This is a genomic window from Candidatus Krumholzibacteriia bacterium, assembly GCA_035268685.1.
In the GTDB taxonomy this organism is placed as follows: Bacteria; Krumholzibacteriota; Krumholzibacteriia; order JAJRXK01; family JAJRXK01; genus JAJRXK01.
This window is the reverse complement of the sequence record DATFKK010000154.1, coordinates 1-25,743: the sequence shown is the minus strand read 5'-3', so window position 1 is coordinate 25,743 and position 25,743 is coordinate 1. Positions and strand designations below refer to the sequence as shown.

The following is a 25,743-nucleotide window of genomic DNA, read 5'->3' as shown; positions in this document are numbered from 1 at the left end:
CGTCAAGAGCAACGCGCACACCGTCCAGCTTTCCGCGGAGGATTACGCGGTGCAGGAGGGTGGCGTGTACGCTGGTACCGTCGCGGACTTCGCTGCAAGTCTTCCGGGCGCCGCGGCCACTCTGAAGAACCCGTTCGACGGTGGCGAGGATCAGCCGGTGGACGGCGTGGCCGGCTCCGCGGGTGATGTGGGCTACGATCCCATCGCGGACAACGGTGTCAACGTCGGCTACAGCATCACGGGCTTCGGCAAGGACGACACCGTCGGCCCGGCCAACGACGGGATCATCATCACTCTGGCCAGCGGTCAGTAGATCTTCGGACATCTCCTCCGTCAGGAGGTGGAAACCGCGTGGCCTTCGGGTCGCGCGGTTCGTCGTCCCGGTCGGTGGCATTGTTTCTGCACCAACTTCCTCCGCCCGGTTCGCCCGTCGGCGAACGAAGGCCGGAACCCAGACGTGGCGCTCGCAGGAGAACCCGATGAGTCTGTTGAGCTTCCAGGACGTCGACAAGTCCTTCACCTCCGACTTCACCCGCAAGAAACACCAGGTCCTGCACCAAGTGTCCTTCGAGGTCCACGCAGGGGAAACCCTTGCCTACCTCGGCCACAACGGTGCGGGCAAGACCACGTCGATCAAGGCCCTTCTCGGCCTCATCCGCATCGACGCCGGCGAGATCTTGCTCTTCGGCCACCCGCCGGGCCACAAGGAAGCCCTCGCCCGCATCGGCTACGTCCCCGAGAAGCCCTATTTCTACGACCACCTCACCGCCCGTGAGTTCCTCCAGCTCGTCGCCGACCTCCACGGGGTCGACAAGCGGACCGCGAAGAGCCGGATCGGCGAGGTGCTCGACCTGGTCTCGATGCAGGACGACGCCGACCAGCGCATGCGCACCTACTCCAAGGGCATGCTGCAGCGCATCGGCCTGGCCCAGGCCCTGGTCAACGACCCGGATCTGCTCGTCCTCGACGAGCCGATGGGCGGGCTCGACCCGATGGGCCGCCACCACATCCGGACGATCGTCGCCGAGCTCAAAGCCCGCGGGAAGACCATTCTGATGAGCAGCCACATCCTCGGCGACGTCGAGGCGATCGCCGACCGCGCCGTGATCCTCAGCGAGGGCCGGCTGCGACGCGTCGTCGACCTGGACGATCGGGATGCCGATCGCCGCGGTCTGGAGATCCAGTGCCGCGCCCTGCCCGAGGGCGCCGAGGCCTCGATCCAGGGCGAGGGGATCACCTGCGAACGCAACCACGACGTGGTGAACGTCCGCGTGACCGATCGCGACGCCGTTGCCGGCATCATCCAGGAGATCCAGCGGGTCGGAGGCTACCTGCTGCAGGTGCGCCCGGTGCGCATGGACCTCGAGCGGATCTTCCTGGAAGAGGTCACGAACGGTTCGCCGGGGACCGGCGCACGAAGCAGCGATGCCGACGCCGAGACCCGCGCGCACGTGCGCCGCATCCTCGACCACATCACGACGGGGGAATCGAACCACGGCGACCGTGAGGAGGTGATTTCGTGAAGATCCTGGCCATCGCCCGCAACACCTTCCGCGAGGCCGTGCGCGACCGCATCTTCGCCCTGGTCGGCGCCTTCGGCGTCGTTCTCATGGCCAGCACCATCGTGCTCAGCCCGTTGAGCGTGGGCGCCCAGCAGAAGCTCGTGGCCGACATCGGCCTGGCCGGCATCTCGATCTTCGCCGTGCTCGTCGTGCTGTTCGTCGGCAGCGGCCTCGTGCACAAGGAAGTCGACAAGCGCACGATCATGACCCTTCTGAGCAAGCCGGTCTCGCGCATGGAGTACCTGCTCGGCAAGTACCTGGGTCTTCTGATCACCATCGTGGCCATGATGGCCATGATGACCGTGCTCTTCGCCCTGGCGCTGGTCGTCACGGGCACCCAGTTCGAATGGGCCTACCTGCTGAGCATCGGCCTGACGCTCTGCGAGATGATCCTGATCACCGCGGTGGTGATCTTCTTCAGCTCCTTCACGGGTCCGCTGCTCACCGCGCTGTTCACGATGGGGATCTTCATCTCGGGGCGCATGCTGTCCGACCTGCTGGACTTCGCGCACGTGACCGAGAACCCGGTCATGGCGAACACGGTGAACGTGCTGCGCAACGTGCTGCCGAACCTCGACCTCTTCGACGTCCGCACGGCGGCCGTGCACGGCTTCCCGATCGAGGCCGGCCACGTCCTGTGGGCGGTCGTCTACATGGCGCTGTACAGCATCGGCCTGGTGATCGCCGCCGAGTTCGTGTTCCGCCGGAGGGAGTTCAAGTGAGCCGCGTGCTGCTGGCGTGGGTCGTGCCCGGTCTGGTGGCCGCGGCCGCGTTCGTGGGCGGCGACGCGGCGTCGGACCGCGCGCGGTCGGTGCGTCCCGAGGACCCGAACGTCGGCGTGAGCTACCTGCCGACGAGCGAGGCCCTGAAACTGGTGTCGATGGGCTACGAGAACGTCGTGGCCGATGCCCTGTGGCTGCGCACCGTGACCTACTACGGGGCCTGGGCCAAGGGGGACCACGGTCTGGACTTCTTCCGCGAGCTGACCCATCGTGTGGTCGATCTGGATCCGTGGTTCGTGGAGGGCTACAAGTTCGGGGCCTTCGTCCTGGCCGACGACCTGGATCGCATGGACGAGGCGCACGCGCTCCTGGCGAAGGGCAGCGAGCGGATGCCGAACAACTGGGAGTTCCCGTTCAACCGCGGCCTGCTCGAGTACACGGTGCGTCTGGACGACCGCGAGGCCGCACGCTGGTTCCGCGAAGCCGCCGACACGCCGACGGCCCCGGAGATGGCGCACCGCTTCGCGGCCTTCGTGAGCAGCCGTGCGGGCGACCTCGAGAAGGCCTACGCCCTGTGGCGCTTCGTCGCCGAGACCACGCCGAATCCCGACATGCGGGCCAAGGCCGAGGAGTACATGGAGGAACTCGCCGCGGCGATCGAGGGCACGGGGCCGGTCCCCGAATGGGCCACCAGGCGACGCGTGATCAACGGTCGCGTCCAGAAGGACGGCGATGTCTGAGTTCGACGCACTCCCTCCCGCCGCCGTCTGGGCCCTCGTGGCCTTCGTCGGCGCGTGTGCCGGCAGCTTCCTCAACGTGGTCATCCACCGCGTCCCGCGCGGCGGGTCGATCGTGGCACCGCCATCGGCCTGCCCGCAGTGCGGGCACCGGCTCCGGGCGTGGGAGAACCTCCCGGTCGTCTCGTGGCTGATCCTTCGTGGCCGGTGCTCGGGATGCAGCGCCGCGATCCACTGGCGCTATCCGGTGGTGGAGGCGCTGGGTGCGCTCCTGGCCGTCGGCTGCATGGCGCGCTTCGGCCCGAGCTTCGAAGCTCTTGCGCTCTTCGCTCTCCTCGCCGCCATGCTCGCCGTTGCCTTCATCGACTGGGAGCACATGATCATCCCCGACCCGATCAGCCTGGGCTTCCTGGTCCTGGGGCTGGTCCTGGCGCCGTTCACCGGGCCGGGGATCCTGCCGGCCGTGACCGGTGCCGTCGTCGGAGGCGGGCTGCTGCTGCTGATCGGCGTGCTCTGGCAGAAGCTGCGTGGCATCGACGCCATGGGTGGGGGCGACATCAAGCTCATGGCCGCGGTCGGTGCCTTCCTCGGTGCCGTCGAAGTGCTGCTCGTGATCTTCCTGGGAGCTTTCCTGGGAGCGCTCGTGGGATCCGTGGTGTTGCGGCGGACGGGCGAGTCGAAGATCGCCTTCGGCACCTTCCTGGCGGCGGCCACGGTGATCGTGGTCTTCGTCGGCGACGATCTCGTCACCTGGTACAGCGGGCTGCTGCGTCCGGCGCCCTGAGGCCTTCGCGAGAACACGCATCGCAGCGCGGGGCGTTCCACGGGATGGACCGCCCCTCCTTCGTGCGTCGGACCCTTCCCCGTGCAAGCTGCAAGCTTCCGTGCAGGACGCTGCGTTCTGCCGGCCGGGCCATCGAGCGGCCGTCGAGCCTCCGCGTAGCTGCAAACGCAGCAACGACTTGGGGCAGCCGGTGCAGCGAGGGGGTTGGCATGTGCTTTGCGCATCGCGGCAGAGCGTTGCTTTCGAAGCCGTCGGAAGCGACCCCAGATTCCCGGTCCGCGGCCGCACGCCGCGAGGCCCGGGGCTCCCCGGAGGTTGGCGCATCCATGTTGCCCATGCTTCGCAAGCGCAGCAAATCGACGGTCGCCCTCGACATCGGCTCGAGCGTCGTGAAGTGCCTGCGTGTGGATCATTCTTCCGAGAATCCGCTCGTCACGCACTTCGCCATGGTCGACCTCGTCCCCGAGGCCATCGTCGACGGTGAGATCATGGATCGGGACATGGTGGTCGAGGCGGTGCGCGAGTGCATCGGCCGCGCCGGCGTGCCCGAGACCCAGGTCGTCAGCGCGATCGGCGGCCGGTCGGTGATCGTCAAGAAGATCCTGATGGACAAGATGGCCGCCGCGGACGCCCAGGAGGCGATCCTGTGGGAGGCCGAGCAGCACGTCCCCTTCGACATCGACGACATCTCGCTGGACTTCCAGATCGTCAAGGACGACGTCGGTGCCGACCAGATGGAGATCCTGCTGGTCGCCGCGCGCAGGGACACGATCCAGAGCCACGCCGAACTGCTGCGCGAGGCCGACCTGAACCCGGTGATCGTCGACGTCCACTCCTTCGCGCTGCAGAACTGCTACGAAGAGATCACGGGCGGACCGAGCGAAGAGGTGGTCGGCCTCCTGAACGTCGGCAGCGAGACCACGAACGTGGCCATCGTCCAGAACGGCGTCCCCTACTTCACGCGCGACCTCACGGTGGGCACGAACCGGCTCGTCGAGGAGTTCCAGAAGCGCTTCGGCATGAACGACGACGACGCACGGCAGGCTGTGGCGAACCCGACCGCGCAGGAGGACCTGACGGCCGAGGCGCTGCTCGACGCGGTCACCGACGTGGCCGACGAGATCTCCACGGGCGTCGAACGCAGCCTGAGCTTCCTGCGGACAAGTGGCGATGCCGAGACCATCGACCGCCTGGTGCTGAGCGGCGGGGGCGGCTCCTTCCCCGGCCTGGCCGACTACCTGAAGGAGCGCCACGAGATCGACGTCGACGTCAGCGATCCGCTGGGCTCGATCGAGTACGACCCCGAGATCTTCGAGGACGCCGACGTCGAGCGGGTTTCGCCGCTGTTGACCGTCGGTCTCGGCCTCGGTCTTCGCAAGGTGGGTGACAAGCAGTGATCCGGATCAACCTCCTGCCCCGGGAAGATGCCCCCCGTCAGATCAACTTCAAGATGCCCGACCTGGGCAGCTACGCCCCCGTTGCCGCCATCGCGGTCGCAGCCGTGATCTGTGTCGTGGTGTTCTTCGTGCAGCAGGGCAGCATCCGCAGTCTCGAGGCCGAAGTGGCCGAGGCGAAGCAGGAGAGCGAGGAGCTCGCTCCCCAGATCGCGCGGATCAAGCAGCTGCAACGGGAACGCGAACAGCTCGACCAACGCCTCGACGTGATCACCCGGCTCGACGAGGACCGCTACTTCCGGGTGCACCTCATGAGCGAGATCGCGCGGCGCATGCCCGAGAACTGCTGGCTGACCGCGCTGCGCGAGGTGAGTCCGACGGAGTTCGAGATCGAGGGCATCACCTTCAGCAACTTCGTCGTGGCCGACTTCCTGCGGGATCTCCAGGCCAGCGACCACTACCACGGTCTCGACCTCGTGAGCATCGAACGCGGTTCGATCGAGGACGTCACCGTACTCGACTTCGTCATCTCGGCGTCGGTGGGTCAACCGGCCGTCGAGGTCGCGAGCAGCGGACTCTAGGCGAGCCGGGAGGCAACCACGATGGATCTGCAGGATCCCAGGATTCAGAAGCTGCTGCTCGGGGTCATCCTCAGCGTATCGCTGCTCGTGTTCTTCTTCCTCACGAGCCTCGCTCCCTTCACCTACCAGGCCAGGTCGGTGGAGATCGCCGAGCTGAAGACCGAGCACGAGAAGCTGTCGAGGGAACTCGAGCGCGCGCGCCTGACGGTGGGCAACATGGAGAAGGTCGAGCGTGAATTCGAGTACCTGCACCGTCAGTGGACGGTGGCGCAGCGACTGCTGCCCGACGAGAACGAGATCAGCGGGCTGCTCCGCAAGATCTCGGCGGCAGGAACGCAGGCCGGACTCGACTGGGTGCAGTTCACCCCGGCTCCGCCGCTCGCCCACGGTTTCTACCACGAGAACCCGATCGACGTGACCCTCGAGGGAGGCTACCACCAGATCGGTACCTTCCTCAGTTCGATCTCGAACCTCGGTCGCATCGTCAACGTGCGAGGACTGGACCTCGAAGGGGTGGACCCGCGACAGCAGGCCGAGCCCGACGTGGAGCACACTCTGACGGCTTCGCTGCAGGTCGTCGCCTACAGCATGGATCCGTCGGCCTCGGTGCAACCGCCGGCCGACGCCGGGACGGGCGACCGGGAACTGGCGTCGACGACGTCGACGGCGGCCACGATCAAGGACGAACTCGCAGCGGCCCGCGGCGAGACCCGAGCCAGTGTCGGAGGCAAGTAGCATGAAGATCTTCTGCACCGCGGGTGCGATCGCTCTGGCCCTGGGTCTGCTCGCGATCGGCACCGGACCGGTCTCCGCCCAGTCCGACGACGACGCGACGCAGGTCGAGCAGAGCCGCTCGGCGACTCCGGCCGACGAGTCGGCGCACCGGGTCCGCTCGATCCGTCGCAACGAGTACTTCTACCAGTCCTACGGACGCCGCGATCTGTTCTCGGCCCTGGTCACCGGCGAGTTCGAGCCGCAGCAGGGGGTCGAGCTGGTCGACGTGAACGCCTCGAAGCTCGTGGGCGTCATGTGGGGTCCGACCGATCGCTTCGCCCTGGTCGAGGACGGCCACGGCAACGGCTTCATCCTGCGCGTCGGCGACCGTGTGCAACACGGACGCGTGGTGGCGGTCCAGGAGCAGAGCCTGGTGGCGTCGATCAACCTGTACGGAATCACCTCGAGGATCATCCTCCGACTCGAAGACCGGAAGGATCAGCGATGAGCAAGTCCAAGGGCCATGGGATCATGGGGAGCGTGGCCGTCCTGCTCACGGTCTGTGCCGTGACGACCTTCGCCGGCATCGCCGTCGCCGCGCCGGCGTCGGTGACCGACTGCGAACTCCTCGTCGCCGACGACGGAGTCCGGGTCGAGATCACCGCCGAGGGAGAGTTCGTGCACCGAGCCTTCCGGGTCGACGACCCGCCGCGATTCGTGCTCGACGTCATGGGCGCGGTGCGTGGCAACGGTGCCGGCACACTTTCCGGCGACGACGAGTGGTTGAAGAGTGTGCGTACGAGTCAGTACGCGGTGGAGCCGCGACCGATCACGCGTGTAGTGCTCGATCTCGTGCACGAGACCCCCGTCCGGGTCGAGCGTACGGCGAACGGCCTCGCGCTCGTTCTGGGAGAACGTCGATCGTCCGACGCGGAGGCGCGTCTGCGCACGACGCAGGCAGATCCGTCCGTCGATCCCGAACGTCCCGCCGGGATGCCGCCGGTCGTGTTCGAACAGGCTCCCGATCGTCTGCCCGACGAACCGTCGCTGGACCACTGGACCCAGCAGGGCGGCCTGGGCACGATTGCCGAGCCGCAGCGTCGCGACGAGGACGGCTCGTACGCGCGCACCATGAGCATCAACATGCAGAACGCGGACATCCGCACCATCCTGCGGGCGATCGCCGACTTCAGTGGGCGCAACATCATCAGCGCGCCGGACGTGCAGGGCACGGTCACGGTTGCGCTGACCGACGTTCCCTGGCGCGAGGCCCTCACCGTGATCCTGCGGGCCAACGGCTTCGGCTTCGTCGAGGAGAACGGGATCCTGCGCGTGGACACCGCCGACCAATTGCGCGAGGAAGCCCTGGCCGACAAGGCCGCGGCACAGCGGAGCAAGGAGCTCGAGCCCCTGGTCACGCGCATCGTGCGGATCGACTACGCCAACGCCGAAGAGGTCAGCGCGTCGGTCGAGCGCATGCTCTCGAACCGCGGTGCGGTCGAGGTGGACGATCGGACGAACTCCCTGGTCGTGACCGACGTGGCGGCGACCGTCGAGGAACTCACCCGTCTCACCCGTGAACTCGACACGCGGACGCCGCAGGTGCACATCGACGCGCTGATGGTCGACCTCGATTCGAGCACCGGCCGCGAGCTGGGCGTGAAGTGGGGGGCCGAGAACATCGCCCCGAGCGAGTTGAGCGTGGTGGGCGACGCCACCGTCGATCGCGGCATCGCCGAGGCCGCCGGGACGTTGCGCGTGGGGACGGTGCAGGACTGGGCGCACCTCCAGTTGACCCTGCAGGGTCTGGAGCGCCGCAACCTGGCCAACATCATCAGCAACCCGCGGATCACCACGACCGACAACCGCGAGGCCTCGATCCTCGTGGGGCAGAAGATCCCCCTGATCACCCAGGACGTGGCCGGCAATCCGGTCACCCGTCTCGAGACCATCGGGATCCGCCTGATCGTGACCCCGCACATCAACAGCGACCGCCAGATCACCCTGGACATCCATCCCGAGGTCAGCGATCTGTCGAGCCAGGCCACGGTGCAGGGTGGCGTGATCATCAACACCAGCGAGGCCGACACGCGCGTGCTCGTGGGCAACCGTGAGACGGCGGTCATCGGTGGGCTGATCCGTAACGTCAGCAACGACTTCGTCGCGGGCGTGCCGGTGCTCAAGGACCTGCCGCTGCTCGGCGGCCTGTTCCGCACCGAGAGCACGACCACGTCGCAGCGCGAACTGGTGGTCTTCCTGACGCCGACCATCGTCGACGCCGACGGTGACCGTGTCGATCCGCGGGCGCAGCAGCTGAAGGACGACACCGAGGCGCTGATCGAGAAGAACAAGGCCGAGATCATGCGGTAGTCGCCGGAATCGCCGGGATCGCGTGGCGCCGGGCCCCGTCGGGGTCCGGCGTCGTGCGTTCCGGGCGTCGCGTCCGCTTGCCCCCGCTGCCCGCGTGCCCTACTCTGCGCGCACTCCACCTCCCGCAGACGGCGAACGCGAGTCATGTTGCACCACCTGCGCCTGCTCACCGCGGGCGAGTCCCACGGACCGCAGATCACGGCCATCGTCGACGGCCTGCCGGCGGGGGTCGAGCTCGACGCCGAGCGCATCGCCGCGGGCATGCGGCGACGCCAGGTCGGCTACGGCCGCGGCAACCGCATGAAGATCGAGAACGACGCGGTCGAGGTCCGCAGCGGGGTGCGCTTCGGCCGCACCACGGGCGCACCGATCACGCTCGTCGTCCCGAACCGCGATCACGAGAACTGGGCCCACGTGCTCGCCGCCTTCGGGGATCCCCCGTCGGAGCGTCAACGGCGGGTGACACGTCCGCGGCCGGGCCACGCGGACCTGGTCGGCATGTTGAAGTACGAGCACGACGACGCGCGCGACGTGCTCGAGCGCGCGAGTGCGCGCGAGACGGCCGCGCGCGTCGCGGCCGGGGAACTCGCCCGGGCGCTGCTGTCGGAGCTCGGCATCGAGGCCTTCAGCCACGTGGTCTCGATCGGAGACGTCGAAGCCTCGACCGGCGATCTGAGCCCCGAGCAGATCCGCGACCGCGCCGAGACCAACGACCTGCGCTGCGTCGGCTCCTACGACGAGATGCGCGCGGCGATCGACGCCGCGGGCGGCGCCGGCGACACCCTCGGCGGCGTGTTCGAGGTCGTGGTCACCGGCATGCCGGTCGGCCTGGGCACGTCCATGGCTCCCGACCGCAAGCTGGACGCCCAGCTCGCCTTCGCGTTGATGTCCGTCCCCGCCGTCAAGGGCTGTGAGATCGGTCCGGCCTTCGAGAATGCCACGCGTCGCGGCAGCGACGTCCACGACGAGATCGTCCCGCGCGGCGACGAACTCCCCGGCCGATCCTCCAATCGCGCGGGAGGTCTGGAGGGCGGCATGACCACCGGCGAGCCGCTGCTCTGCCGGGGCGCGATGAAGCCGATCTCGACGCTGAAGCGCGCGCTGGCGTCGGTCGACATGGAGACCGGCGCGGTGAAGAAGGCCGCTTTCGAGCGGAGCGACGTGTGTGCCGTGCCGGCGGCGGGCGTCATCGGCGAGGCCGTCGTCATGCTCACCCTGGCCGACGCCCTGCTGCGGACCTTCGCTGCCGACACGGTTGGGGCGCTGCGCGCGAGCCTCGAGGAGCGGCGGACCTCGTACCGGGAGCGCTGGTCCCGGACCCGCCATGGCGAGTGATCGCGTCGCTCTCGTCGGCTTCATGGCCTCGGGGAAGAGTTCGGTCGGGCCGGCCCTGGCCATGCGTCTGGGCATGGCCTGTGTGGATCTCGACGAGGCGATCGTCGCGCGCGACGGTCGGTCGATCGCACGGATCTTCGACGACGACGGCGAGGCCCGATTCCGCGAGCTGGAACACGAGGTCCTCGTGGACCACCTCGAGGGCCCGCCCTCGGTCCTGTCGACCGGCGGGGGCATCGTCGAGCGCGGCGAGAATCGTCGGCTCCTGCACGCGGCGACCACCGTCGTCTGGCTCGACGCCCGCTTCGAGACCATCCGGCGTCGGCTCGAGGTGTCTCGTGCCCGTGTCCCGCGCCCCCTGGTCGATCGTCTGGGGTGGGACGGACTGCGCGCCCTGCACACGCGACGGCGTCCGCTGTACGCCGCGTGCGCGGACTTCCGCTTCGCCACCGACCGCGATGCCCCGGCACGTGTGTCGCGACGGATCGAAGGGGCGCTGCGGGAAGGCATCGTGGTGCCGTCGTGATGCGGGTGATCGCGGGTACGTGGCGGGGGCGCCGGCTGGTCGCCCCCAGCGGACTGGAGACGCGACCCAGCGCGTCGCGATTGCGTGAGGCGATGTTCTCCGCCCTGGGCGACGCCGTCCGCGGCCGCGCGGTGGTGGACCTCTTCGCCGGCTCGGGGGCCCTGGGCATCGAGAGCCTGAGCCGCGGAGCGCGGCACGTGACCTTCGTGGAACGGCAGCGACCCGCCCTGGGTGCGATCGAGCGCAATCTGGAGACACTGGGGGCCGACCCGGCGAGCTACCGGGTGCTCCGCCTCGACGCCTGGGAATGGCTCGAGGGTGTCGACGCCGGACGCCCCGCCGACGCGGAGGTGGTCCTGACCGATCCACCCTACGACGTCGAGGTCGTCCCTCGCCTCTTGCCGCGCGCGGCGGGCTGGGTACAATCGGGCCTCCTCGACACCTTCGCCCTCGAACACCCGGCCGCCGCCGAGATCGACCTGGACGACGAGGCCCTGCGGGTCCGCACGCGGCGGCACGGCCGGAGCGCGTTCACGATCGTCGAGGCGCGCTTCCCGCGCCCACGTCCCGGCCGAACACAGGAGCGCCCCGCATGACCGATCACCAGCCGAAGCGCGCTCTGTATCCGGGCACCTTCGATCCCCTGCACAACGGCCACCTCGACGTCCTCGAGCGCGCCTCGAAACTGTTCGACGAGGTGGTCGTGGCGGTTGCCGAGAGCACCACGAAGAGCACGATGTTCTCGCTCGAGCAACGCATCGACCTGTTGGAGCGCGCCGTGACCTCGATCCCGCACGCGCGGGTGGTTCCCTTCACCGGCATGCTCATCCACGAGTTCGAGCGCCTGGGCGTGGACGTCGTCGTGCGCGGTGTGCGTCTGTTCCAGGACTTCGAGTACGAGTACACCATGGCGCTCATGAACCGTCGTTTGTTGGCTTCCTTCGACGTGCTGTTCCTGATGCCGAGCGAGCAGGTGCTGAGCCTGTCGAGTTCGCTGATCAAGGAGATCCATCGGCACGGGGGTGACGTGTCGGAACTGGTGCCGCCGGTCGTGCACGAGGCCCTGCAGTCCTTCGACGGGGAGATCCGATGAGTGACGATGCAGTCGAATTGATCCAACGCCTGGCCGGGGATCGTGGAACCCTGGCCGACCTGCGCCGGCGCGCCGCCGAGCGGGGTGCACGGGTGGTGCTGCCCGAGAGCGAGGACGACCGGACGATCGCCGCGGCGCTGGCGCTGCGCGAGCTGGGCATCGTGCGCCCGCTGCTCCTCGGGGATCCCGCCCGTGTGCGCGAGAAGGTCAGCGCGGCCGGCGCCGAGCCCGGGGCGTTGGAGGTCGTCGACCCGAAGGAGGACTCCCGCCGCGAGAGGGTGGCCGAGCACCTGCTCGAGCGGCGGCGCCACAAGGGCATGACCCCGGAGAAGGCCGCGGAGATCGCGGTCGACCCTCTGCACTTCGGGGCGGCGCTGGTCGGACTCGATCTCGCCCAGGCCATGGTGGCCGGAGCGGTGAACGCGACCGGCGACGTGATCCGCGCGGCACTGTGGAACGTCGGTCTGGCCGAGGGGATCGAGGTCGTCAGCGGCGCCTTCCTGATGCTGCCTCCCGACGGACATCCGATCGACCGTCCGCTGATGTTCGCCGACGCCGCCGTCGTGCCCGAACCCACCGAGGACCAGCTCGTGAGCATCGGGGCCTCGTCGGTGTCGACGTGGCAGGCCCTGTTCGACCGCGACCCCACGGTGGCGTGTCTGTCGTTCTCGACGCGCGGCAGCGCCGACCATCCCGCGGCCGAGCGCATGCGCCGCGTGGCCGAGCGTCTGCGCGAGCGCGGGATCGAGGCCGACGGCGAGATGCAGCTCGACGCGGCGATCGTACCGAGCGTGGGCGAGCGAAAGGCTCCCGACAGCGGTGTCGCCGGACACGCCGACGTCCTGTTGTTCCCCGATCTCGAGGCCGGCAACATCGGGTACAAGCTGGCCGAGCGATTGGGCCGGTTCCACGCGGTGGGGCCGCTGGTTCAGGGGTTGGCGAAGCCGGTCTTCGACTTGAGCCGTGGGTGCGACGCCGAGGTCATCGTCGACACGGTGGCGATCGCCGCCCTGGGAACGAGGTGAGCATGGAGATCCGACCGCGGCGCTGCAGTGCTCGGGCCGGTGCGATCCGGCCGAGCGCGACCCTCGAGCTCTCGGCCCGGGCCAAGGCCCTGGCGGCGGCCGGGGAGCCGGTCATCAACCTGAGTGCCGGCGAACCGGACCTGCCGACGCCCGCGCCGGTGGTGGAGGCTGCGCACCGCGCACTCGACGAGGGGCACTTCGGTTACACCGCTGCGCCCGGCGTCCCCCCGCTGCGGGCAGCTCTGGCCGCGCAGTACTCCGGCCGCCTGGGGGTGGAATTCGCACCCGAGCAGGTGGTGGTGACGAACGGCGCGAAGCAGGCATTGTTCAATGCCCTGTCGACGTGCACCGATCCGGGCGACCGCGTGGGCGTACTCGCGCCCTACTGGGTGACCTACGCCGAGGTGGCGCGGGCGCTCGGATGCGAGCCCGTCATGATCGAATGCCCGGCTTCGCTGCGCTTCCGTCCCGACCCCGATGCGTTGGAGGCCGCTCTCCACGAGGGTCTGCGGGTGTTGATCGTGAACAGCCCCGGCAATCCGACCGGTGCCGCCTACCGGTCCGAGGACTTCGCGTCGATCCTCGCGGCCGTCGCCGAGACCGATACGTTGCTGATCAGCGACGAGATCTACGAGGAGATCGTGTTCGTCGACGGAGGTCACGTCAGTCCGTTGCACGTTCGCCCTGACCTCGTCGATCGGATCTGTGTGATCACCGGATTCTCGAAGGCCTTCGCCATGACGGGGTGGCGCGTGGGCTTCTCACTCGCCCCGCTCGACTGGTCGAAGGCGATGGGCGCCCTGCAGGGGCACGTGACGAGCAACGTGAACGCCGTCGCCCAACAGGCGGCGCTGACCGCGTTGACACGGCGCGACCTGGTGGCGCCGATGGTCGAGGTCTTCCACCGGCGTCGTGATCGCGTCACCGAGCAGATCGCGGGGACACCCGGGTTGTCGGCCATGGAGCCCGAGGGCACCTTCTACTCGTTCATGGACGTCAGTGCACTGCTGGGCGACACCGGCTACGCCGCCGACGTCGACGCGCTCTGCGCGCGCTTGCTCGACGAGCACAAGGTGGTGGTGGTGCCGGGCACGGCCTTCGGCAACGACCACCACGCGCGCCTGTCGTTCGCGGCCTCCGATGCGGACCTGGACGGAGCCTTCGAGCGCCTCCGGGTCGCCTTCTCCTGATCCGACGCGAGGAAGTCGTTCGTGGCGGGGCTGACCCTGGTCGAGAAGATCGTTTCCGAGAAGCGCGGGCGCCGGACGACGGCGGGCGACGTCGTGGTCGTCCCCGTCGACCGGATCCTGCTGCAGGACGCGGCGGCCTCGCGGGTGATCGAACGCTTCGACGTCCTGGAACGGTCCGCGCCCGAGATGGCCGACCGCACCGTTCTGTACTTCGACCACGGTGTGCCGCCACCGACCGCGGCGGTCGCCGAGCACCACGCCATGCTGCGCGCGCGCGCGGAGGAGCTCGGTCTGACCACGACCGCCCTCGGCGAGGGAATCAGCCACCAGGTGCTGGCCGAGCAGTGGGCACGCCCGGGCGAGATCATCGTCGGCGCCGACAGCCACACCTGTACGGCGGGCGCTCTGGGAGCACTCGCACTCGGCATGGGAAGTACCGACGTCGCGGTCGCCCTGGCCCTCGGGGAAGCGTGGCTGGTCGTACCGCCGACCGTGTCGATCGAACTGATCGGACGTCTCGCGCCGGGCGTATCGACGAAGGATCTCATGCTGCGGTTGATCGGTCATCTGGGTGCGTCCGGAGCCGATTACGCGAGCCTGGAGTTCCAGGGCACGGGCCTGCAGTCGCTCGGCATGGACGACCGGTTCGTGCTCGCGAACCTGGCGACCGAGGTCGGCGCCAAGTGCGGCCTGGTCCAGACCGACGACACCGTGCGTACCTTCCTCGAGGACCACGCGCGCGTGGAGGATCATCGTGAACTCCGCGCGGACGACGACGCGGACTACGACCGTCATCTCAAGCTGGACCTGTCGCGTCAGGAACCGACGGTGGCTCGACCCGGCCGCCACGACGACGTGGTCGCGGTCGGCGACGCGCCGACCGAGCACGTCGACCAGGTCGTGATCGGCAGCTGCACGAACGGACGCGTCGCGGACTTCGAGGCCGCTGCGGCCGTGCTCGACGGACATCACGTCGATCCGCGCACCACGCTGCTGATCGCGCCGGCCAGCCGTCGTGTGAACGAACAGCTTCGCGCCTCGGGAACACTCGATACGCTGGTGGCAGCCGGTGGGGTCGTGCTGCCCCCGGGTTGCGGTCCCTGTGTCGGGATCCACCAGGGAGTCCTGGGTCCGGGCCAGGTCTGTGTGGCGACGCAGAGCCGGAACTTCGCCGGACGCATGGGCGATCCCAGTGCCCGGATCTATCTCTCGAGTCCGGCCACGGCCGCGGCCACCGCGATTCGTGGAGTCATCACCGATCCCCGGGAGCTCGTCCGTGGCGCATGAACTGAAGGGGCGCGTCTGGCTGCTGCCCGACGATGTCGAGACCAGTCAGATCCTGCCGTACAAGGCCTTCGGGGAGCCCGACCCGGAGCAGTTGCGCCGGGAGTGCCTGTCGACGATCATCCCGGGTTTCGGCGAACGTCTGCAGAGCGGAGACATCCTCTGGGCCGGCGAGGGCTTCGGTCACGGGAGCAGCCGCGAAGACGCTCCGCGTGCCTTGAAGAGGCTCGGTGTCCGATTGGTGCTGGCGCAGGGCTTCGCACGCATCTTCTATCGGAACGCGATCAACATCGGACTTCCCGTGGCCGTGGGAGATCCGGGGGCGACACGCGACGGCGACGAGCTGCAGGTGAACCCGGTCACCGGTGAGGTCACGAACCTCACGCGCCCGGCGAAACTCCGCGTCCGCCCCGTGCCGCCGGCGATCCGTCCGATCCTCGCCGAGGGCGGGTTGTTGGCCTACGTCCAGAAACACGGACGCCTCTCGTCCGAGAGCTGAACCATGCGCTTCGTCGACCAGGTCGTCATCGAGGTCCGCGGGGGACACGGCGGACCGGGCTGCGTCAGCTTCCGGCGCGAGCCCTACGTTCCGCGGGGTGGGCCCGACGGCGGTGACGGAGGGGACGGGGGCGACGTGGTCCTCGTCGCCGATCCCCACATGTCCACGCTCATGGACCTGCGCTACCGCCGTTCGTACCAGGCCGAACGGGGAAAGCAGGGGCAGGGGGCGGACAAGACGGGAGCCCGCGGACGGGACGTGGAGATCCGCGTGCCCGCCGGCACGCTGGTGTTCGACGAGGACAGCGGGGAGACGCTCGCCGATCTGATCGAGCCCGGTCAGCGCTTCGTGGCCGCTTCCGGCGGACAGGGCGGTCGCGGCAACACGCGCTTCCGCAGTGCGACCAACCAGGCCCCCCGGCAGTCCGACACCGGACGGTCCGGCGCCGAGCGCCGGCTCCGGCTGGAACTGAAGCTGCTGGCCGACGTGGGGCTGGTCGGATTTCCGAACGCGGGCAAGAGCACGCTGCTGGGAAGCATGACCTCGGCGAAGCCGAAGATCGGCGACTACCCCTTCACGACCCTCACCCCGAATCTCGGGATCGTCGACCTGGGCGACTACCAGAGCTGCACCATGGCCGACATCCCCGGACTGATCGAGGGCGCCAGCGCCGGCAAGGGCCTGGGCCACGCCTTCCTGCGACACGTGGAGCGGACCCGGGTGCTGGTCTATCTCCTCGACGTCACCGACGAGCCGGCCGAGCGCTATCGGGTCCTGCGTCGCGAGGTGGAGCGTCACGCCGAGCACCTCGGCCGGGCACGGCGTGTGGTGTGCCTCAACAAGGTCGACCTGTGGCCGCCCGACGAGGCCCTGCCCGACGTGCACGGGGAATCCGTGCTGCCGATCAGTGCGGCGACGGGCGCGGGCGTGGCCGAACTCCGAGGCCGTCTGAAACACGAACTGTCGCTCGCACCGCACGACCTCCCCGTGCGAGCCCCCGGCCCGTCCGCCGAGGCGACGGCCGCGCCCGACCCCGAGCTCCCCGATGACATCGACGACTTCTGATCGAGCCTCCATGACGCCTCCGTGTCCACGCCTCCCGGAGTGGAGCACCCGTCGATGGACCCGACGCTGTGGCTCTGTCATCTCGTCCTCGATCGCCCCTCACGGTCCCGCTGGGTGCGAGTCCACCTGGAGACCGGAGAGGTTCCGTCCGAACTGGTCGCGCGCGTGCGTCCCTACCGCGACGCCGTACGCCGGCGGATCGAGGAGTGGGCGCGCCGGGCGGCGCCGCACCGCATCCGCTGGATCACGCCTCTCGATCGGGAGTACCCGCGGGAGGCATTGAAGCGGCTGCACGATCCGCCCGGCGTACTGTTCGTGCGCGGGCGGTGCGAACTGCTCGGGCGGTCGCCGATGGTCGGCGTGGTCGGGGCACGCCGGGGCACGGCGCGCGGCCGGCGCGTATCCCGGCGTATGGGCGCCGACCTGGCGCGATCGGAAGTCGTGGTGGTGAGCGGGCTGGCCCTGGGAGTCGACGCGGCGGCCCACGAGGGGTGTGTGGGCGCCGGTGGCGAGGGCATCGCGGTGCTCGCCGGGGGTCTCGATCGGATCACACCGCCGAGCAATGCCGCTCTCGGACGGCGACTGCTGCAACGGGGGTTGCTGATCTCGGAGAACCCGCCCGGCAGTCGTCCTCGCAAACACGACTTCGTCGCCCGCAACCGGATCATCGCCGGTCTGGTCGAGGCCCTGGTCGTCGTCGAAGCGGCCGCCCGGAGCGGGGCGTTGAGTACACTGGACTTCGCCGCACAGGTCGGTGCGCATGCGATGGTGGTCCCGGGTCCGGTCGACTGTCCGCACGCGCAGGGGACCCTGGCCGCGCTGCACGACGGCTCGACCCCGGTGCGTCATGCCCGCGACGTGCTCGACACCCTGGGACTGATCGGCGACGCGTGCGCTCCCGGCCCACTGGGGCTGGGCGATGCGCCCGAGTCGGCCGCCGAGATCGCTCGGCGCACGGGCCTGTCGGTGGCCGCCGTGGCGGCCGCTCTGGGCGAGGCCGAGATGCTCGGACAGGTGCAGCGGGTGGGGGCCGATCGCTGGGTCGCCGGAGCTTCGGGCTTGCCGCCTGCGGCCGGGCGGACCTAACGTGCCCGGCCGGTGCGCCTGTCGTCGCGCGCGATCCGGAGGACGGAGTCACCTTGGCCCAGCGCCCCACCATCAAACACCGCCTGGAGTTCGCCGGCCTGGGTCTCGTGTTCCTCATGGGACGCAGTCTGCCGCGGCGGTTCTTCGTCCGCCTCGGCGCGGTGCTCGGCCGTCTCGTGCACGACGGCCTGAAGATCCGCCGTGAGGTGACGCGCGACAACCTTCGTCGCGCGTTGCCGAAGATGCCCGAGGACGAGATCGTCGCGCTCGCCCGGCGAAGCTACGGCCAGCTCGGGAGTTCGCTGCTCGAGTTCGTCAGTCTGCCCGGCATGGACCACGAGGCGTTGATCCGCTGTGTGCGCTTCGAGAATCTCGAGGCGATCGACCGTGTGCGGGCGCGCGGGCAGGGAGCGATGCTCGTCACCGCACACTTCGGCAGCTGGGAACTGTTCGGGGCGTCCTTCGTGGCGCGCGGATACCCGACGACCTTCTTCGTGAAGCGGCAGAAGAACCCGCTGGTGGCGGACATGCAGGACGACATCCGACGGAAGGCGGGGATCGAGATCGTCACCGAGGGGCCGGCCGTGGCCAAGGGTGTGTTGCGCGCGCTGCGCAACGGTCACCTCGTGGGGATCCTTCCCGATCAGGACGCCCGTCGACACGGTGTGTGGGTGGAGTTCCTGGGGCGGCCCGCGTCGACCTTCAAGGGTCCGGCCTATTTCGCGTATCGGGCGGGAGTCCCGATCATCCCCGCCTACGTGCGTCGGGAGCTCGACGGTGACCACGTGGGTGTGATCCTCGACCCGATCGAACCCGATCCTTCACGCGACCAGGACGAAGAGGTCTTCCGGCTGACGCAGGCCTACACCGACATGATGACGGCGTGGATCCTGCGCCACCCCGAGCACTACTTCTGGGTGCACCGGCGGTTCAAGAGCACGCCGCCCGATCCGGTGCCCTTCCTGGAGGAGTACCGGCGCGATCATCCCTCGCCCTGGCCGGGCTGGGACGGCTGAGCGGGCTGGAAGCCGATCGGTTGGTTCACCGGCGCGGTGTCGATCTCGCCGTGCTGCGACTCGTAGCGCTTGACGTTGTCCTCGAGCAGGCGCAGGACTGCCTTGGCCGCGCGGGGCGTGAGGATGATGCGACTGTGCACCTTCGCTCGCGGGGCCCCTGGCATGATCCGCGCGAAGTCCACGATGAACTCCGCCGCGCTCTGGTGCAGGAAGGCCACGTTGGCGTAGATGCCGTCGGCGTCCTTGGGGTCGATGTCGATCTGGATCTGCTGGGGGTTCTGCGGCTGGGCCACGTCGACCTCCGGGAATCGGGGATGCGCGCGCGAGGGCTGCAACCTAGCACGCGGGGCCTCGATTGACACCTCCGTGCGGCGAACCTAAGCTCGCCGCCCGCTCCCACCGATCCGTTCCGTCGACCGGAGTCCACCGTCTTGAGCGCTTCTCCTCCGCACCCCGATCCCGGGCCGGCACTCACGCGTCTGTCGTCGCTGCGCGTGCTCGTGCTCGGCGACGTCATGCTCGATCGTTTCGTCCTGGGGCGGGTGGATCGGATCTCGCCGGAGGCGCCGGTGCCGGTGGTGTCGGTACACGGCGAGGACGCCCGGCTCGGTGGAGCGGCGAACGTGGCCTCGAACGTGGCCGCGCTGGGCGCCCAGGTCACCCTGGCCGGTGTGATCGGGCCGGGCGAGGCGGCCGATCACCTGCTGACGTTGCTCGGCGCGGCGGGGATCGACTCCGGCGCGCTGTACCGGGCCGCCGATCGCCCGACCACGGTGAAGACCCGGATCCTCGGTGGCGGGCAGCAGATCGTGCGGATCGACCGCGAGACGCGATCGCCGCTGACCGCCGGCGACGTGACGGCCCTGCTGGAGACCATCGCCACGCGCGGGGACTTCGACGTGGTCGTCGTGTCGGACTACGACAAGGGTGTGGTCGTGCCCGAGGTCATGGACCGCGCCCGCCGGTGGAAGGCCGACGGCGTCCCGGTGGTGGTGGACCCCAAGCAGGCCGACTTCGGTCTGTACCGCGGGGCGAGTTGCATCACGCCGAACGCGCGGGAGGCCGGCGCCGCGGTGCACGAGGAGGTGGTCGGCGACGCCTCGGCCGAGCGGGCCGGTCGTCGTCTCCGCGATCGGTTCGAGACCGACATGGTCCTGCTCACCCGCGGCGAACAGGGCATGACCCTCATCGACGGCGACGACACGGTCACCCACCTTCCCACCGAAGCCACGCGGGTGTTCGACGTGACGGGGGCCGGGGACACGGTCATCGCGACCTTCGCCGCGCTCCTCGGGGCCGGGGCACCCGCGGTGGAGGCGGCTCGCTGGGCGAATCGCGCCGCGGGTCTGGCCGTCCGACGCCTGGGCACCGCGGCCGTGGGACTCGACGACCTCCGGCGGAGCCTCGACGAGGACCGGAACTGATGCGGCCGGAGGGCGACGGCCTGGCCCGCCTGGTCCCACCCGACGAGCTGTCGTCCTGGGCCGAGGCCGAGCGAGCGGCCGGCCGGAGCATCGTCATGACCAACGGTGTCTACGATCTGCTGCACGACGGGCATGTGCTGTCGATCGTCGAGGCGGCCCGGTGGGGCGACGTGTTGCTCGTGGCGATCAACGACGACGTGAGCACCCGCGCACTGAAGGGCCCGTCGCGTCCGATCCTCGACCAAACCGTGCGCGCCACGCTCGTGCGCGGTTTGCGGGGGGTCGACGCGGTCACTATTTTCGCCGCGTCGAGCGTCTTGCCCACCATTCTGACGGTCCGTCCCGATGTGGTCGCCAAGGGCGGGCAGTATTCCGAGACGGAGATCGTCGGTCACGACGAGGTCACGTCCTGGGGTGGCCGGGTGATCCGTCTGCCCATGGTCGAGGGCGTCAGCACGACCGACCTCATCGAGCGCATCCGTACGCGCATCACGGCTCCGAAGGGAAAGGAAGACCGTTGAAGGTTCACGAATATCAGGCCAAGGAACTCTTCGTCGAGCGTGGCCTGGCCGTGCCCGAGGGCGACGTGGCCAGCACACCGGACGAGGCCGAGGCCATCGCCGCCCGCATCGGCGGGCAGGTCGTGGTCAAGGCGCAGGTCCACGTCGGTGGCCGCGGCAAGGCCGGCGGCGTCAAGCTGGCGAAGGATCCGGCCGAGGCCAGGGAGAAGGCTGCGGCCATCCTCGGCATGGACATCAAAGGACTCACGGTGGAGACGGTGCTCGTGACCCGCGCCGTGGACATCGCCGAGGAGTACTACGTCGGCCTGATCATGGACCGCGCGAGCAAGCGTCCCATGTTCATCGTGAGCGCAGCGGGGGGCGTGGACATCGAGGCGGTCGCCGCCGAGACGCCCGAGAAGATCCACACCCTGGCCGTCGATCCGCGCTACGGCGTGAAGCCCTACCAGGTGCGCCAGCTCGCCTTCGCGACCACGGACGATCCCGCCGTGGTGAAGGGCATGAGCAAGGCCCTGATGACGCTCTACGAGGTCTTCATGGCCACCGATGCGAGCCTCGTCGAGATCAACCCGCTGGTGAAGACCACCGACGGCGAGGTGTGGTCGGTCGACGCCAAGCTGAACATCGACGACAACGCGCTCTTCCGGCACGAGCGGATCGCCGCGATGCGCGATCTGAGCGCAGAGGATCCCAGTGAGATCGAGGCCAAGGAGGCCGGGCTGAGCTTCGTGAAGCTCGACGGCAACGTGGGTTGCATCGTCAACGGAGCGGGGTTGGCCATGGCCACCATGGACCTGGTCCAGCACTTCGGCGGTAGCCCGGCGAACTTCCTCGACATCGGCGGCAGCAGCAATCCCGAGAAGGTCGTCACCGCCATGAAGATCATCCTTCGCGACGAGAGCGTGAAGGCGATCCTGTTCAACATCTTCGGCGGGATCACCCGCTGCGACGACGTCGCGGCCGGGCTGCTGAAGGCCAACGAGATGATGGACGTGAGCGTGCCGATCGTGGTGCGCCTGACCGGAACGAACGAGGAAGAGGGTCGCAAGATGCTCGAGGGCAGCGAGCTGCACCCCGCCGTGACCATGGACGAGGCCGTGCAGAAGGCCCTGGAACTCGCCGGAGGTGCGCAGTGAGCGTCTTCACCGACAAGAGCAGCAGGATCATCGTCCAGGGGATCACTGGCCGCGACGGCGGATTCCACGCCGGGCAGATGAAGGAGTACGGAGGCAACCTGGTCGGTGGCGTGACGCCGGGCAAGGGTGGCCAGGAGCATGTGGGCGTTCCCGTGTTCAACACCGTCGGCGACGCGGTCGAGGAGACCGGCGCGAACGTCAGCTGCATCTTCGTGCCGCCGGCCTTCGCCGTCGACGCGATCTACGAGGCCGTCGACTCCGGGATCGAGCTCGTCGTATGCATCACCGAGGGCCTTCCGGTGAACGACATGATGGCCGCCTACACCTTCGTCAAGGAGCGTGGCGCGCGTCTGATCGGCCCGAACTGCCCCGGCCTGATCAGCCCGGGCAAGTCGAAGGTCGGTATCCTGCCGGGTCACATCTGCCGCGAGGGCAAGGTGGGCGTGGTCAGCCGCAGCGGCACGCTCACCTACGAGGTCATCGACCAGCTCACGCGCAGTGGGCTGGGTCAGAGCACCTGTATCGGCATCGGCGGCGATCCGATCGTCGGCACGAACTTCATCGACTGCCTCGAGGCCTTCGAGGCCGACACCGACACCGAGGCGGCGATCCTGATCGGTGAGATCGGTGGCGACGACGAGGAGAAGGCCGCCGAGTACATCCAGCAGAACGTGAACATCCCGGTGGTGAGCTTCATCGCCGGTCGCACCGCGCCTCCGGGCAAGCGGATGGGCCACGCCGGCGCCATCGTGAGCGGCGGCAAGGGTACGGCCGAGAGCAAGGAGGCCGCCTTCCGCGAGGCGGGCGTGGCCGTGGCCGCCAAGCCGAGCGACCTGGTTCCGCTGCTGGCCGATGCCTACGCCCCGGCGAAGGAAGCGCTGCAGAAGAACGGCTGATCCGTTCCGAATCCGGCGGGGGCGGGTGTCCGTCGCGCCCCCGCGTTCCCATTCCAGACACCGTAACCGTGCCGGCGCATGCCGGCCGACGGAGGAGACCGGCATGCAGGACACCTACATGATGATCAAGCCCGAGGCCTTCGCGGCGGGCAACCTGAGCGAGATCCTGTCGATGGTCGCCGACAACGGCTTCGACATCGTCCGGATCAAGAGCTTCGACATGAGCCGCGACATGGCCGAGACCTTCTACGACGTGCACAAGGAACGCCCGTTCTTCGCCGACCTGGTCGAATACATGACCAGCGGGACCGTCGTCGGTGTCCACTGCCGCCGCGAGGAGGCGGTGACCCGCATGCGCGAGCTCGTGGGGGCCACGAACCCCGAGGAATCGACCGCGGGCACGATCCGCTTCCGGTTCGGCACGAACATCGGGAAGAATGCCGTGCACGCGTCGGATTCGCCGGAGAACGCCGAGCGCGAGCTGGGCATCGTCTTCGGCTAGAGGGACGAACGACCGCCCGGGCCATTGACAGCCCGGGCCGGATTGCTAGATTTCTCTGGTTCCGGTGGGGAGGTCCGACGGGCCTCCCCACGCTGGTACCGTCCTCCGGAGGAGCAGCGGGTACGACCCGCGGAAGGGACGACGAGGTGAACGCGCACGAACGACCGGACGAGCGCGTCCAGATCCACCTCGACCGCCTTCCTCCCGGACGCAGCACGCTTCCTCTGGACCATCGGTTGGTCCGCGAGGACCAGGTGCTGCAGGGACATCGGGTCGAGGGTTTCGAGGCGCGCGTCCTGGGCGAACTCGACGTCGACACGCTGGACCAGAAGGTCCTCGTGCACGGGGAGTTCACGGCCCGGCGTACGATGACGTGCGATCGCAGCGGTGAACCCTTCGACATGGACTATCCGGTCGAGGTCGAGGTCGTGATCTACCGGACCCCACAGCGCGGGCCCGAGGCGAACTTCGACGAGGACGACAACTGGGTGATCGCGCAGCCGGGCGGAGTGGTGGACCTGACCGAGGCCCTGCTCGAGGCGGTGGTGCTGGACGAGCCCCAGCGCGTGGTGCATCCCGACCACGAAGACGAAGAACCGCCGGTGATCGGCGACGAGATCGACGACGAGGACGATGCCATCGATCCTCGCTGGGAAGCCCTTCGCCGTCTGCGCGAGGGCGACGGGCCCGACGACGGGTCCGGTAACGACTGAACGGGAGGCGGCGATGGCCGTACCGAAGCGGAAGACCTCGAAGGCTCGCAAGCGCAAGCGCCGCACGCACTACAAGCTGCAGCGCCCGAACCTCGATCGTTGCAGCAACTGCGGCGCGGCGAAGGTGCCGCATCGCGTCTGCGGCGAGTGCGGGCACTACGGCGACCGACGGTTCGTCGAGGCCAACGAGTAAGACCCGAAAGCGTGCCCGAGAGCTCACATCCGAGGATCGCGGTCGACGCGAGCGGGGGCGATCACGGCCCTTCCGTCGTCGTGCCCGGTGCCGTCGCCGCTGCTCGTCAGCTCGGCGGCAGCGAGATCATCTGCGTAGGACCCGAGGATGCGATCGAGCGCGAACTCGACCGTGCCGGCGGACGGGACCTGCCGGTGCGGGTCGTGCACGCCCCCGACACCATCTCGATGGACGAGGCGCCGGCCCAGGCCGTGCGCCGCAAGACGGAGTCGTCGATCGTGGTCGGTGCGCAGCTCGTGCGCGAGGGACAGGCCGACGCCTTCGTCTCGGCCGGCAGCACCGGAGCCGTCACCGCGGCCGCCACGCTCGTGATCGGACGCCTTCCCGGGGTCGCCCGCCCGGGGATCGCCACCGTCATGCCCACGCGCAAGGGCGTCTGTCTGGTGATCGACATGGGTGCCAACGTCGACTGCAAGCCCAAGCACCTGCTGCAGTTCGCGGGCATGGGGAAGATCTACGCCGAGCACGTCCTGAACCTGTCCGAGGCGACGGTCGGTCTGCTGAACATCGGCGAGGAGCCGGGCAAGGGCGACGAACTCACCCAGGCGGCCTACGCCCTCCTCGATGCCCATGACCCCCGATTCGTCGGGAACATCGAAGGAAAGCACCTGTTCGACGGGCGGGCCTCGGTCGTGGTCTGCGACGGATTCGTGGGCAACGTCGTGTTGAAGATCCTCGAGAGCTTCGGGGGATTCCTGCTCGACAGCTTCCGCGACCACATCCGAGGCAACGTCCGCGCCACGCTCGGGGCAGGACTGCTCAAGCCGGCCATGAAGGACTTCGCGCGCAGCTTCGACTACGCCGAGTACGGAGGCGCGCCGCTGCTCGGCTGCCGGGGAGTCGTGATCATCGCGCACGGGCGCAGCTCGGCCCAGGCGATCACGAACGCCGTCCGCGTGGCCGACCGTGGCGTGCGCGATCGGATCGCCCAGCGGATCCAGGACGAGATCGAACGCGAGCAGCGCGAACTGGACGCGGCCGCGGCGGAGAGCGGAAGCGATCCGGTGGAAGCGCACGCCGAGACGCAGAAGCAATCGAAGGGAGGGCGCGGCGATGGCTGATCACGTGGCATTCCTGTTCCCGGGCCAGGCCAGCCAGAAGGTCGGCATGGGCAGGGACCTGGTCGACGCCTTCCCGGAGGCGAAGGCCGTCTTCGACGCCGCGACCGAGGTGCTCGGGTTCGACCTGCCGAAGCTCTGCTTCGAGGGCCCGATGGAGGAGCTCACCGAGACGCGCAACGCGCAGCCGGCGATCCTGCTGCACAGCGTGGCGGTGGCGACCGTGCTGCGCGAGCGCCTCGGCTTCGTCCCGGACT

At 69.0% G+C, this 25,743-nt stretch carries 31 protein-coding genes; 30 read left to right on the top strand and 1 reads right to left on the bottom strand.

Annotated features, from left to right (window positions below; genetic code table 11):
- The 21 genes from VKA86_14415 to VKA86_14315 all read left to right on the top strand — a co-directional run.
- Window positions 1-313: hypothetical protein (locus VKA86_14415; GenBank protein ID HKK72406.1), on the top strand; the 313-nt coding region annotated here is incomplete at its 5' end.
- Window positions 314-479: 166 nt separating this feature from the next.
- Entirely contained in the window at window positions 480-1,523 is a 1,044-nt protein-coding gene (locus VKA86_14410) for an ABC transporter ATP-binding protein (protein ID HKK72405.1), read from the top strand.
- Window positions 1,520-2,284 (top strand): ABC transporter permease, encoded by a 765-nt coding sequence (locus tag VKA86_14405; protein HKK72404.1) that lies wholly within the window; start codon window positions 1,520-1,522, stop codon window positions 2,282-2,284. The genes VKA86_14410 and VKA86_14405 overlap by 4 nt, the downstream gene beginning before the upstream one ends.
- Entirely contained in the window at window positions 2,281-3,024 is a 744-nt protein-coding gene (locus VKA86_14400; GenBank protein ID HKK72403.1) for a hypothetical protein, read from the top strand. Before VKA86_14405 ends, VKA86_14400 begins: the two co-directional genes overlap by 4 nt.
- Window positions 3,017-3,805 carry a prepilin peptidase gene (locus VKA86_14395; GenBank protein HKK72402.1) on the top strand — a complete coding sequence of 263 codons (789 nt, stop codon included), beginning with the start codon at window positions 3,017-3,019 and terminating at the stop codon, window positions 3,803-3,805. The genes VKA86_14400 and VKA86_14395 overlap by 8 nt, the downstream gene beginning before the upstream one ends.
- Before the next feature lie 326 nt (window positions 3,806-4,131).
- Window positions 4,132-5,202 carry a type IV pilus assembly protein PilM gene (pilM, locus tag VKA86_14390; GenBank protein ID HKK72401.1) on the top strand — a complete coding sequence of 357 codons (1,071 nt, stop codon included), beginning with the start codon at window positions 4,132-4,134 and terminating at the stop codon, window positions 5,200-5,202.
- Window positions 5,199-5,780 carry a PilN domain-containing protein gene (locus tag VKA86_14385; GenBank protein ID HKK72400.1) on the top strand — a complete coding sequence of 194 codons (582 nt, stop codon included), beginning with the start codon at window positions 5,199-5,201 and terminating at the stop codon, window positions 5,778-5,780. Before pilM ends, VKA86_14385 begins: the two co-directional genes overlap by 4 nt.
- A gap of 21 nt (window positions 5,781-5,801) precedes the next feature.
- The gene (gene pilO, locus VKA86_14380) at window positions 5,802-6,515 is read left to right on the top strand and encodes a type 4a pilus biogenesis protein PilO (GenBank protein HKK72399.1); all 714 of its coding nucleotides are present in this window, start codon (window positions 5,802-5,804) and stop codon (window positions 6,513-6,515) included.
- Window position 6,516: 1 nt separating this feature from the next.
- Window positions 6,517-7,002, top strand: coding sequence for a hypothetical protein (locus VKA86_14375; protein HKK72398.1), 486 nt, complete (start codon window positions 6,517-6,519; stop codon window positions 7,000-7,002).
- On the top strand, window positions 6,999-8,864 hold the full coding sequence (locus VKA86_14370; GenBank protein ID HKK72397.1) for a secretin N-terminal domain-containing protein: 1,866 nt from the start codon (window positions 6,999-7,001) through the stop codon (window positions 8,862-8,864). Before VKA86_14375 ends, VKA86_14370 begins: the two co-directional genes overlap by 4 nt.
- A gap of 144 nt (window positions 8,865-9,008) precedes the next feature.
- Window positions 9,009-10,199, top strand: coding sequence for a chorismate synthase (aroC, locus tag VKA86_14365; protein ID HKK72396.1), 1,191 nt, complete (start codon window positions 9,009-9,011; stop codon window positions 10,197-10,199).
- On the top strand, window positions 10,189-10,725 hold the full coding sequence (locus VKA86_14360) for a shikimate kinase (protein ID HKK72395.1): 537 nt from the start codon (window positions 10,189-10,191) through the stop codon (window positions 10,723-10,725). The genes aroC and VKA86_14360 overlap by 11 nt, the downstream gene beginning before the upstream one ends.
- Complete coding sequence (locus VKA86_14355) at window positions 10,725-11,321, top strand: RsmD family RNA methyltransferase (GenBank protein HKK72394.1); 597 nt, start codon at window positions 10,725-10,727, stop codon at window positions 11,319-11,321. The genes VKA86_14360 and VKA86_14355 overlap by 1 nt, the downstream gene beginning before the upstream one ends.
- Window positions 11,318-11,818, top strand: a complete 501-nt coding sequence (gene coaD, locus VKA86_14350) for a pantetheine-phosphate adenylyltransferase (protein ID HKK72393.1) — start codon at window positions 11,318-11,320, stop codon at window positions 11,816-11,818. The genes VKA86_14355 and coaD overlap by 4 nt, the downstream gene beginning before the upstream one ends.
- Window positions 11,815-12,843, top strand: a complete 1,029-nt coding sequence (locus tag VKA86_14345) for a phosphate acyltransferase (GenBank protein HKK72392.1) — start codon at window positions 11,815-11,817, stop codon at window positions 12,841-12,843. The genes coaD and VKA86_14345 overlap by 4 nt, the downstream gene beginning before the upstream one ends.
- A 2-nt stretch (window positions 12,844-12,845) precedes the next feature.
- Entirely contained in the window at window positions 12,846-14,033 is a 1,188-nt protein-coding gene (locus VKA86_14340; protein ID HKK72391.1) for a pyridoxal phosphate-dependent aminotransferase, read from the top strand.
- A gap of 21 nt (window positions 14,034-14,054) precedes the next feature.
- Window positions 14,055-15,320 carry an aconitase/3-isopropylmalate dehydratase large subunit family protein gene (locus VKA86_14335; protein ID HKK72390.1) on the top strand — a complete coding sequence of 422 codons (1,266 nt, stop codon included), beginning with the start codon at window positions 14,055-14,057 and terminating at the stop codon, window positions 15,318-15,320.
- Window positions 15,310-15,816, top strand: a complete 507-nt coding sequence (gene leuD, locus VKA86_14330) for a 3-isopropylmalate dehydratase small subunit (GenBank protein HKK72389.1) — start codon at window positions 15,310-15,312, stop codon at window positions 15,814-15,816. The genes VKA86_14335 and leuD overlap by 11 nt, the downstream gene beginning before the upstream one ends.
- Window positions 15,817-15,819: 3 nt before the next feature.
- The gene (obgE, locus tag VKA86_14325) at window positions 15,820-16,881 is read left to right on the top strand and encodes a GTPase ObgE (GenBank protein ID HKK72388.1); all 1,062 of its coding nucleotides are present in this window, start codon (window positions 15,820-15,822) and stop codon (window positions 16,879-16,881) included.
- Window positions 16,882-16,935: 54 nt separating this feature from the next.
- The gene (dprA, locus tag VKA86_14320; protein ID HKK72387.1) at window positions 16,936-17,967 is read left to right on the top strand and encodes a DNA-processing protein DprA; all 1,032 of its coding nucleotides are present in this window, start codon (window positions 16,936-16,938) and stop codon (window positions 17,965-17,967) included.
- A 53-nt stretch (window positions 17,968-18,020) separates the two neighbouring features.
- Complete coding sequence (locus VKA86_14315; protein ID HKK72386.1) at window positions 18,021-18,983, top strand: lysophospholipid acyltransferase family protein; 963 nt, start codon at window positions 18,021-18,023, stop codon at window positions 18,981-18,983.
- On the opposite strand, the gene VKA86_14310 is transcribed toward VKA86_14315, so the two are convergent.
- The gene (locus tag VKA86_14310; protein ID HKK72385.1) at window positions 18,950-19,276 is read right to left on the bottom strand and encodes a DUF3467 domain-containing protein; all 327 of its coding nucleotides are present in this window, start codon (window positions 19,274-19,276) and stop codon (window positions 18,950-18,952) included. The genes VKA86_14315 and VKA86_14310 overlap by 34 nt on opposite strands.
- A gap of 138 nt (window positions 19,277-19,414) precedes the next feature.
- On the opposite strand from VKA86_14310, the gene rfaE1 reads away from it, so the two are divergent.
- The 9 genes from rfaE1 to VKA86_14265 form a co-directional block, all read left to right on the top strand.
- Window positions 19,415-20,407: a D-glycero-beta-D-manno-heptose-7-phosphate kinase gene (gene rfaE1 / locus VKA86_14305; protein HKK72384.1), complete on the top strand. Its 993-nt coding sequence runs from the start codon at window positions 19,415-19,417 to the stop codon at window positions 20,405-20,407.
- Window positions 20,407-20,928 (top strand): adenylyltransferase/cytidyltransferase family protein, encoded by a 522-nt coding sequence (locus VKA86_14300; protein HKK72383.1) that lies wholly within the window; start codon window positions 20,407-20,409, stop codon window positions 20,926-20,928. The genes rfaE1 and VKA86_14300 overlap by 1 nt, the downstream gene beginning before the upstream one ends.
- A complete protein-coding gene (gene sucC, locus VKA86_14295) occupies window positions 20,925-22,064 on the top strand; it encodes an ADP-forming succinate--CoA ligase subunit beta (protein ID HKK72382.1) in 1,140 nt (379 codons plus the stop codon). The genes VKA86_14300 and sucC overlap by 4 nt, the downstream gene beginning before the upstream one ends.
- Window positions 22,061-22,960, top strand: coding sequence for a succinate--CoA ligase subunit alpha (sucD, locus tag VKA86_14290; protein HKK72381.1), 900 nt, complete (start codon window positions 22,061-22,063; stop codon window positions 22,958-22,960). The genes sucC and sucD overlap by 4 nt, the downstream gene beginning before the upstream one ends.
- Before the next feature lie 103 nt (window positions 22,961-23,063).
- Complete coding sequence (locus tag VKA86_14285; GenBank protein HKK72380.1) at window positions 23,064-23,462, top strand: nucleoside-diphosphate kinase; 399 nt, start codon at window positions 23,064-23,066, stop codon at window positions 23,460-23,462.
- A gap of 146 nt (window positions 23,463-23,608) precedes the next feature.
- Window positions 23,609-24,175: a DUF177 domain-containing protein gene (locus VKA86_14280; protein HKK72379.1), complete on the top strand. Its 567-nt coding sequence runs from the start codon at window positions 23,609-23,611 to the stop codon at window positions 24,173-24,175.
- A gap of 13 nt (window positions 24,176-24,188) precedes the next feature.
- Window positions 24,189-24,368: a 50S ribosomal protein L32 gene (rpmF, locus tag VKA86_14275; protein ID HKK72378.1), complete on the top strand. Its 180-nt coding sequence runs from the start codon at window positions 24,189-24,191 to the stop codon at window positions 24,366-24,368.
- 11 nt (window positions 24,369-24,379) lie between these two features.
- Complete coding sequence (gene plsX, locus VKA86_14270) at window positions 24,380-25,489, top strand: phosphate acyltransferase PlsX (protein HKK72377.1); 1,110 nt, start codon at window positions 24,380-24,382, stop codon at window positions 25,487-25,489.
- Window positions 25,482-25,743 (top strand): acyltransferase domain-containing protein (locus VKA86_14265; protein HKK72376.1); only part of this gene is annotated, 262 nt, incomplete at its 3' end. The genes plsX and VKA86_14265, both read left to right, overlap by 8 nt.

Coding starts and splice junctions, on each gene's coding strand:
- VKA86_14395 (HKK72402.1), top strand. CDS start 3,017: ATGTCTGAGTTCGACGCACTCCCTCCCGCCGCCGTCTGGGCCCTCGTG.
- aroC (HKK72396.1), top strand. CDS start 9,009: ATGTTGCACCACCTGCGCCTGCTCACCGCGGGCGAGTCCCACGGACCG.
- dprA (HKK72387.1), top strand. CDS start 16,936: ATGGACCCGACGCTGTGGCTCTGTCATCTCGTCCTCGATCGCCCCTCA.
- VKA86_14355 (HKK72394.1), top strand. CDS start 10,725: ATGCGGGTGATCGCGGGTACGTGGCGGGGGCGCCGGCTGGTCGCCCCC.
- VKA86_14410 (HKK72405.1), top strand. CDS start 480: ATGAGTCTGTTGAGCTTCCAGGACGTCGACAAGTCCTTCACCTCCGAC.
- VKA86_14370 (HKK72397.1), top strand. CDS start 6,999: ATGAGCAAGTCCAAGGGCCATGGGATCATGGGGAGCGTGGCCGTCCTG.
- rpmF (HKK72378.1), top strand. CDS start 24,189: ATGGCCGTACCGAAGCGGAAGACCTCGAAGGCTCGCAAGCGCAAGCGC.
- pilO (HKK72399.1), top strand. CDS start 5,802: ATGGATCTGCAGGATCCCAGGATTCAGAAGCTGCTGCTCGGGGTCATC.
- VKA86_14360 (HKK72395.1), top strand. CDS start 10,189: ATGGCGAGTGATCGCGTCGCTCTCGTCGGCTTCATGGCCTCGGGGAAG.
- VKA86_14340 (HKK72391.1), top strand. CDS start 12,846: ATGGAGATCCGACCGCGGCGCTGCAGTGCTCGGGCCGGTGCGATCCGG.
- VKA86_14285 (HKK72380.1), top strand. CDS start 23,064: ATGCAGGACACCTACATGATGATCAAGCCCGAGGCCTTCGCGGCGGGC.
- coaD (HKK72393.1), top strand. CDS start 11,318: ATGACCGATCACCAGCCGAAGCGCGCTCTGTATCCGGGCACCTTCGAT.
- VKA86_14345 (HKK72392.1), top strand. CDS start 11,815: ATGAGTGACGATGCAGTCGAATTGATCCAACGCCTGGCCGGGGATCGT.
- VKA86_14375 (HKK72398.1), top strand. CDS start 6,517: ATGAAGATCTTCTGCACCGCGGGTGCGATCGCTCTGGCCCTGGGTCTG.
- pilM (HKK72401.1), top strand. CDS start 4,132: ATGTTGCCCATGCTTCGCAAGCGCAGCAAATCGACGGTCGCCCTCGAC.
- VKA86_14300 (HKK72383.1), top strand. CDS start 20,407: ATGCGGCCGGAGGGCGACGGCCTGGCCCGCCTGGTCCCACCCGACGAG.
- obgE (HKK72388.1), top strand. CDS start 15,820: ATGCGCTTCGTCGACCAGGTCGTCATCGAGGTCCGCGGGGGACACGGC.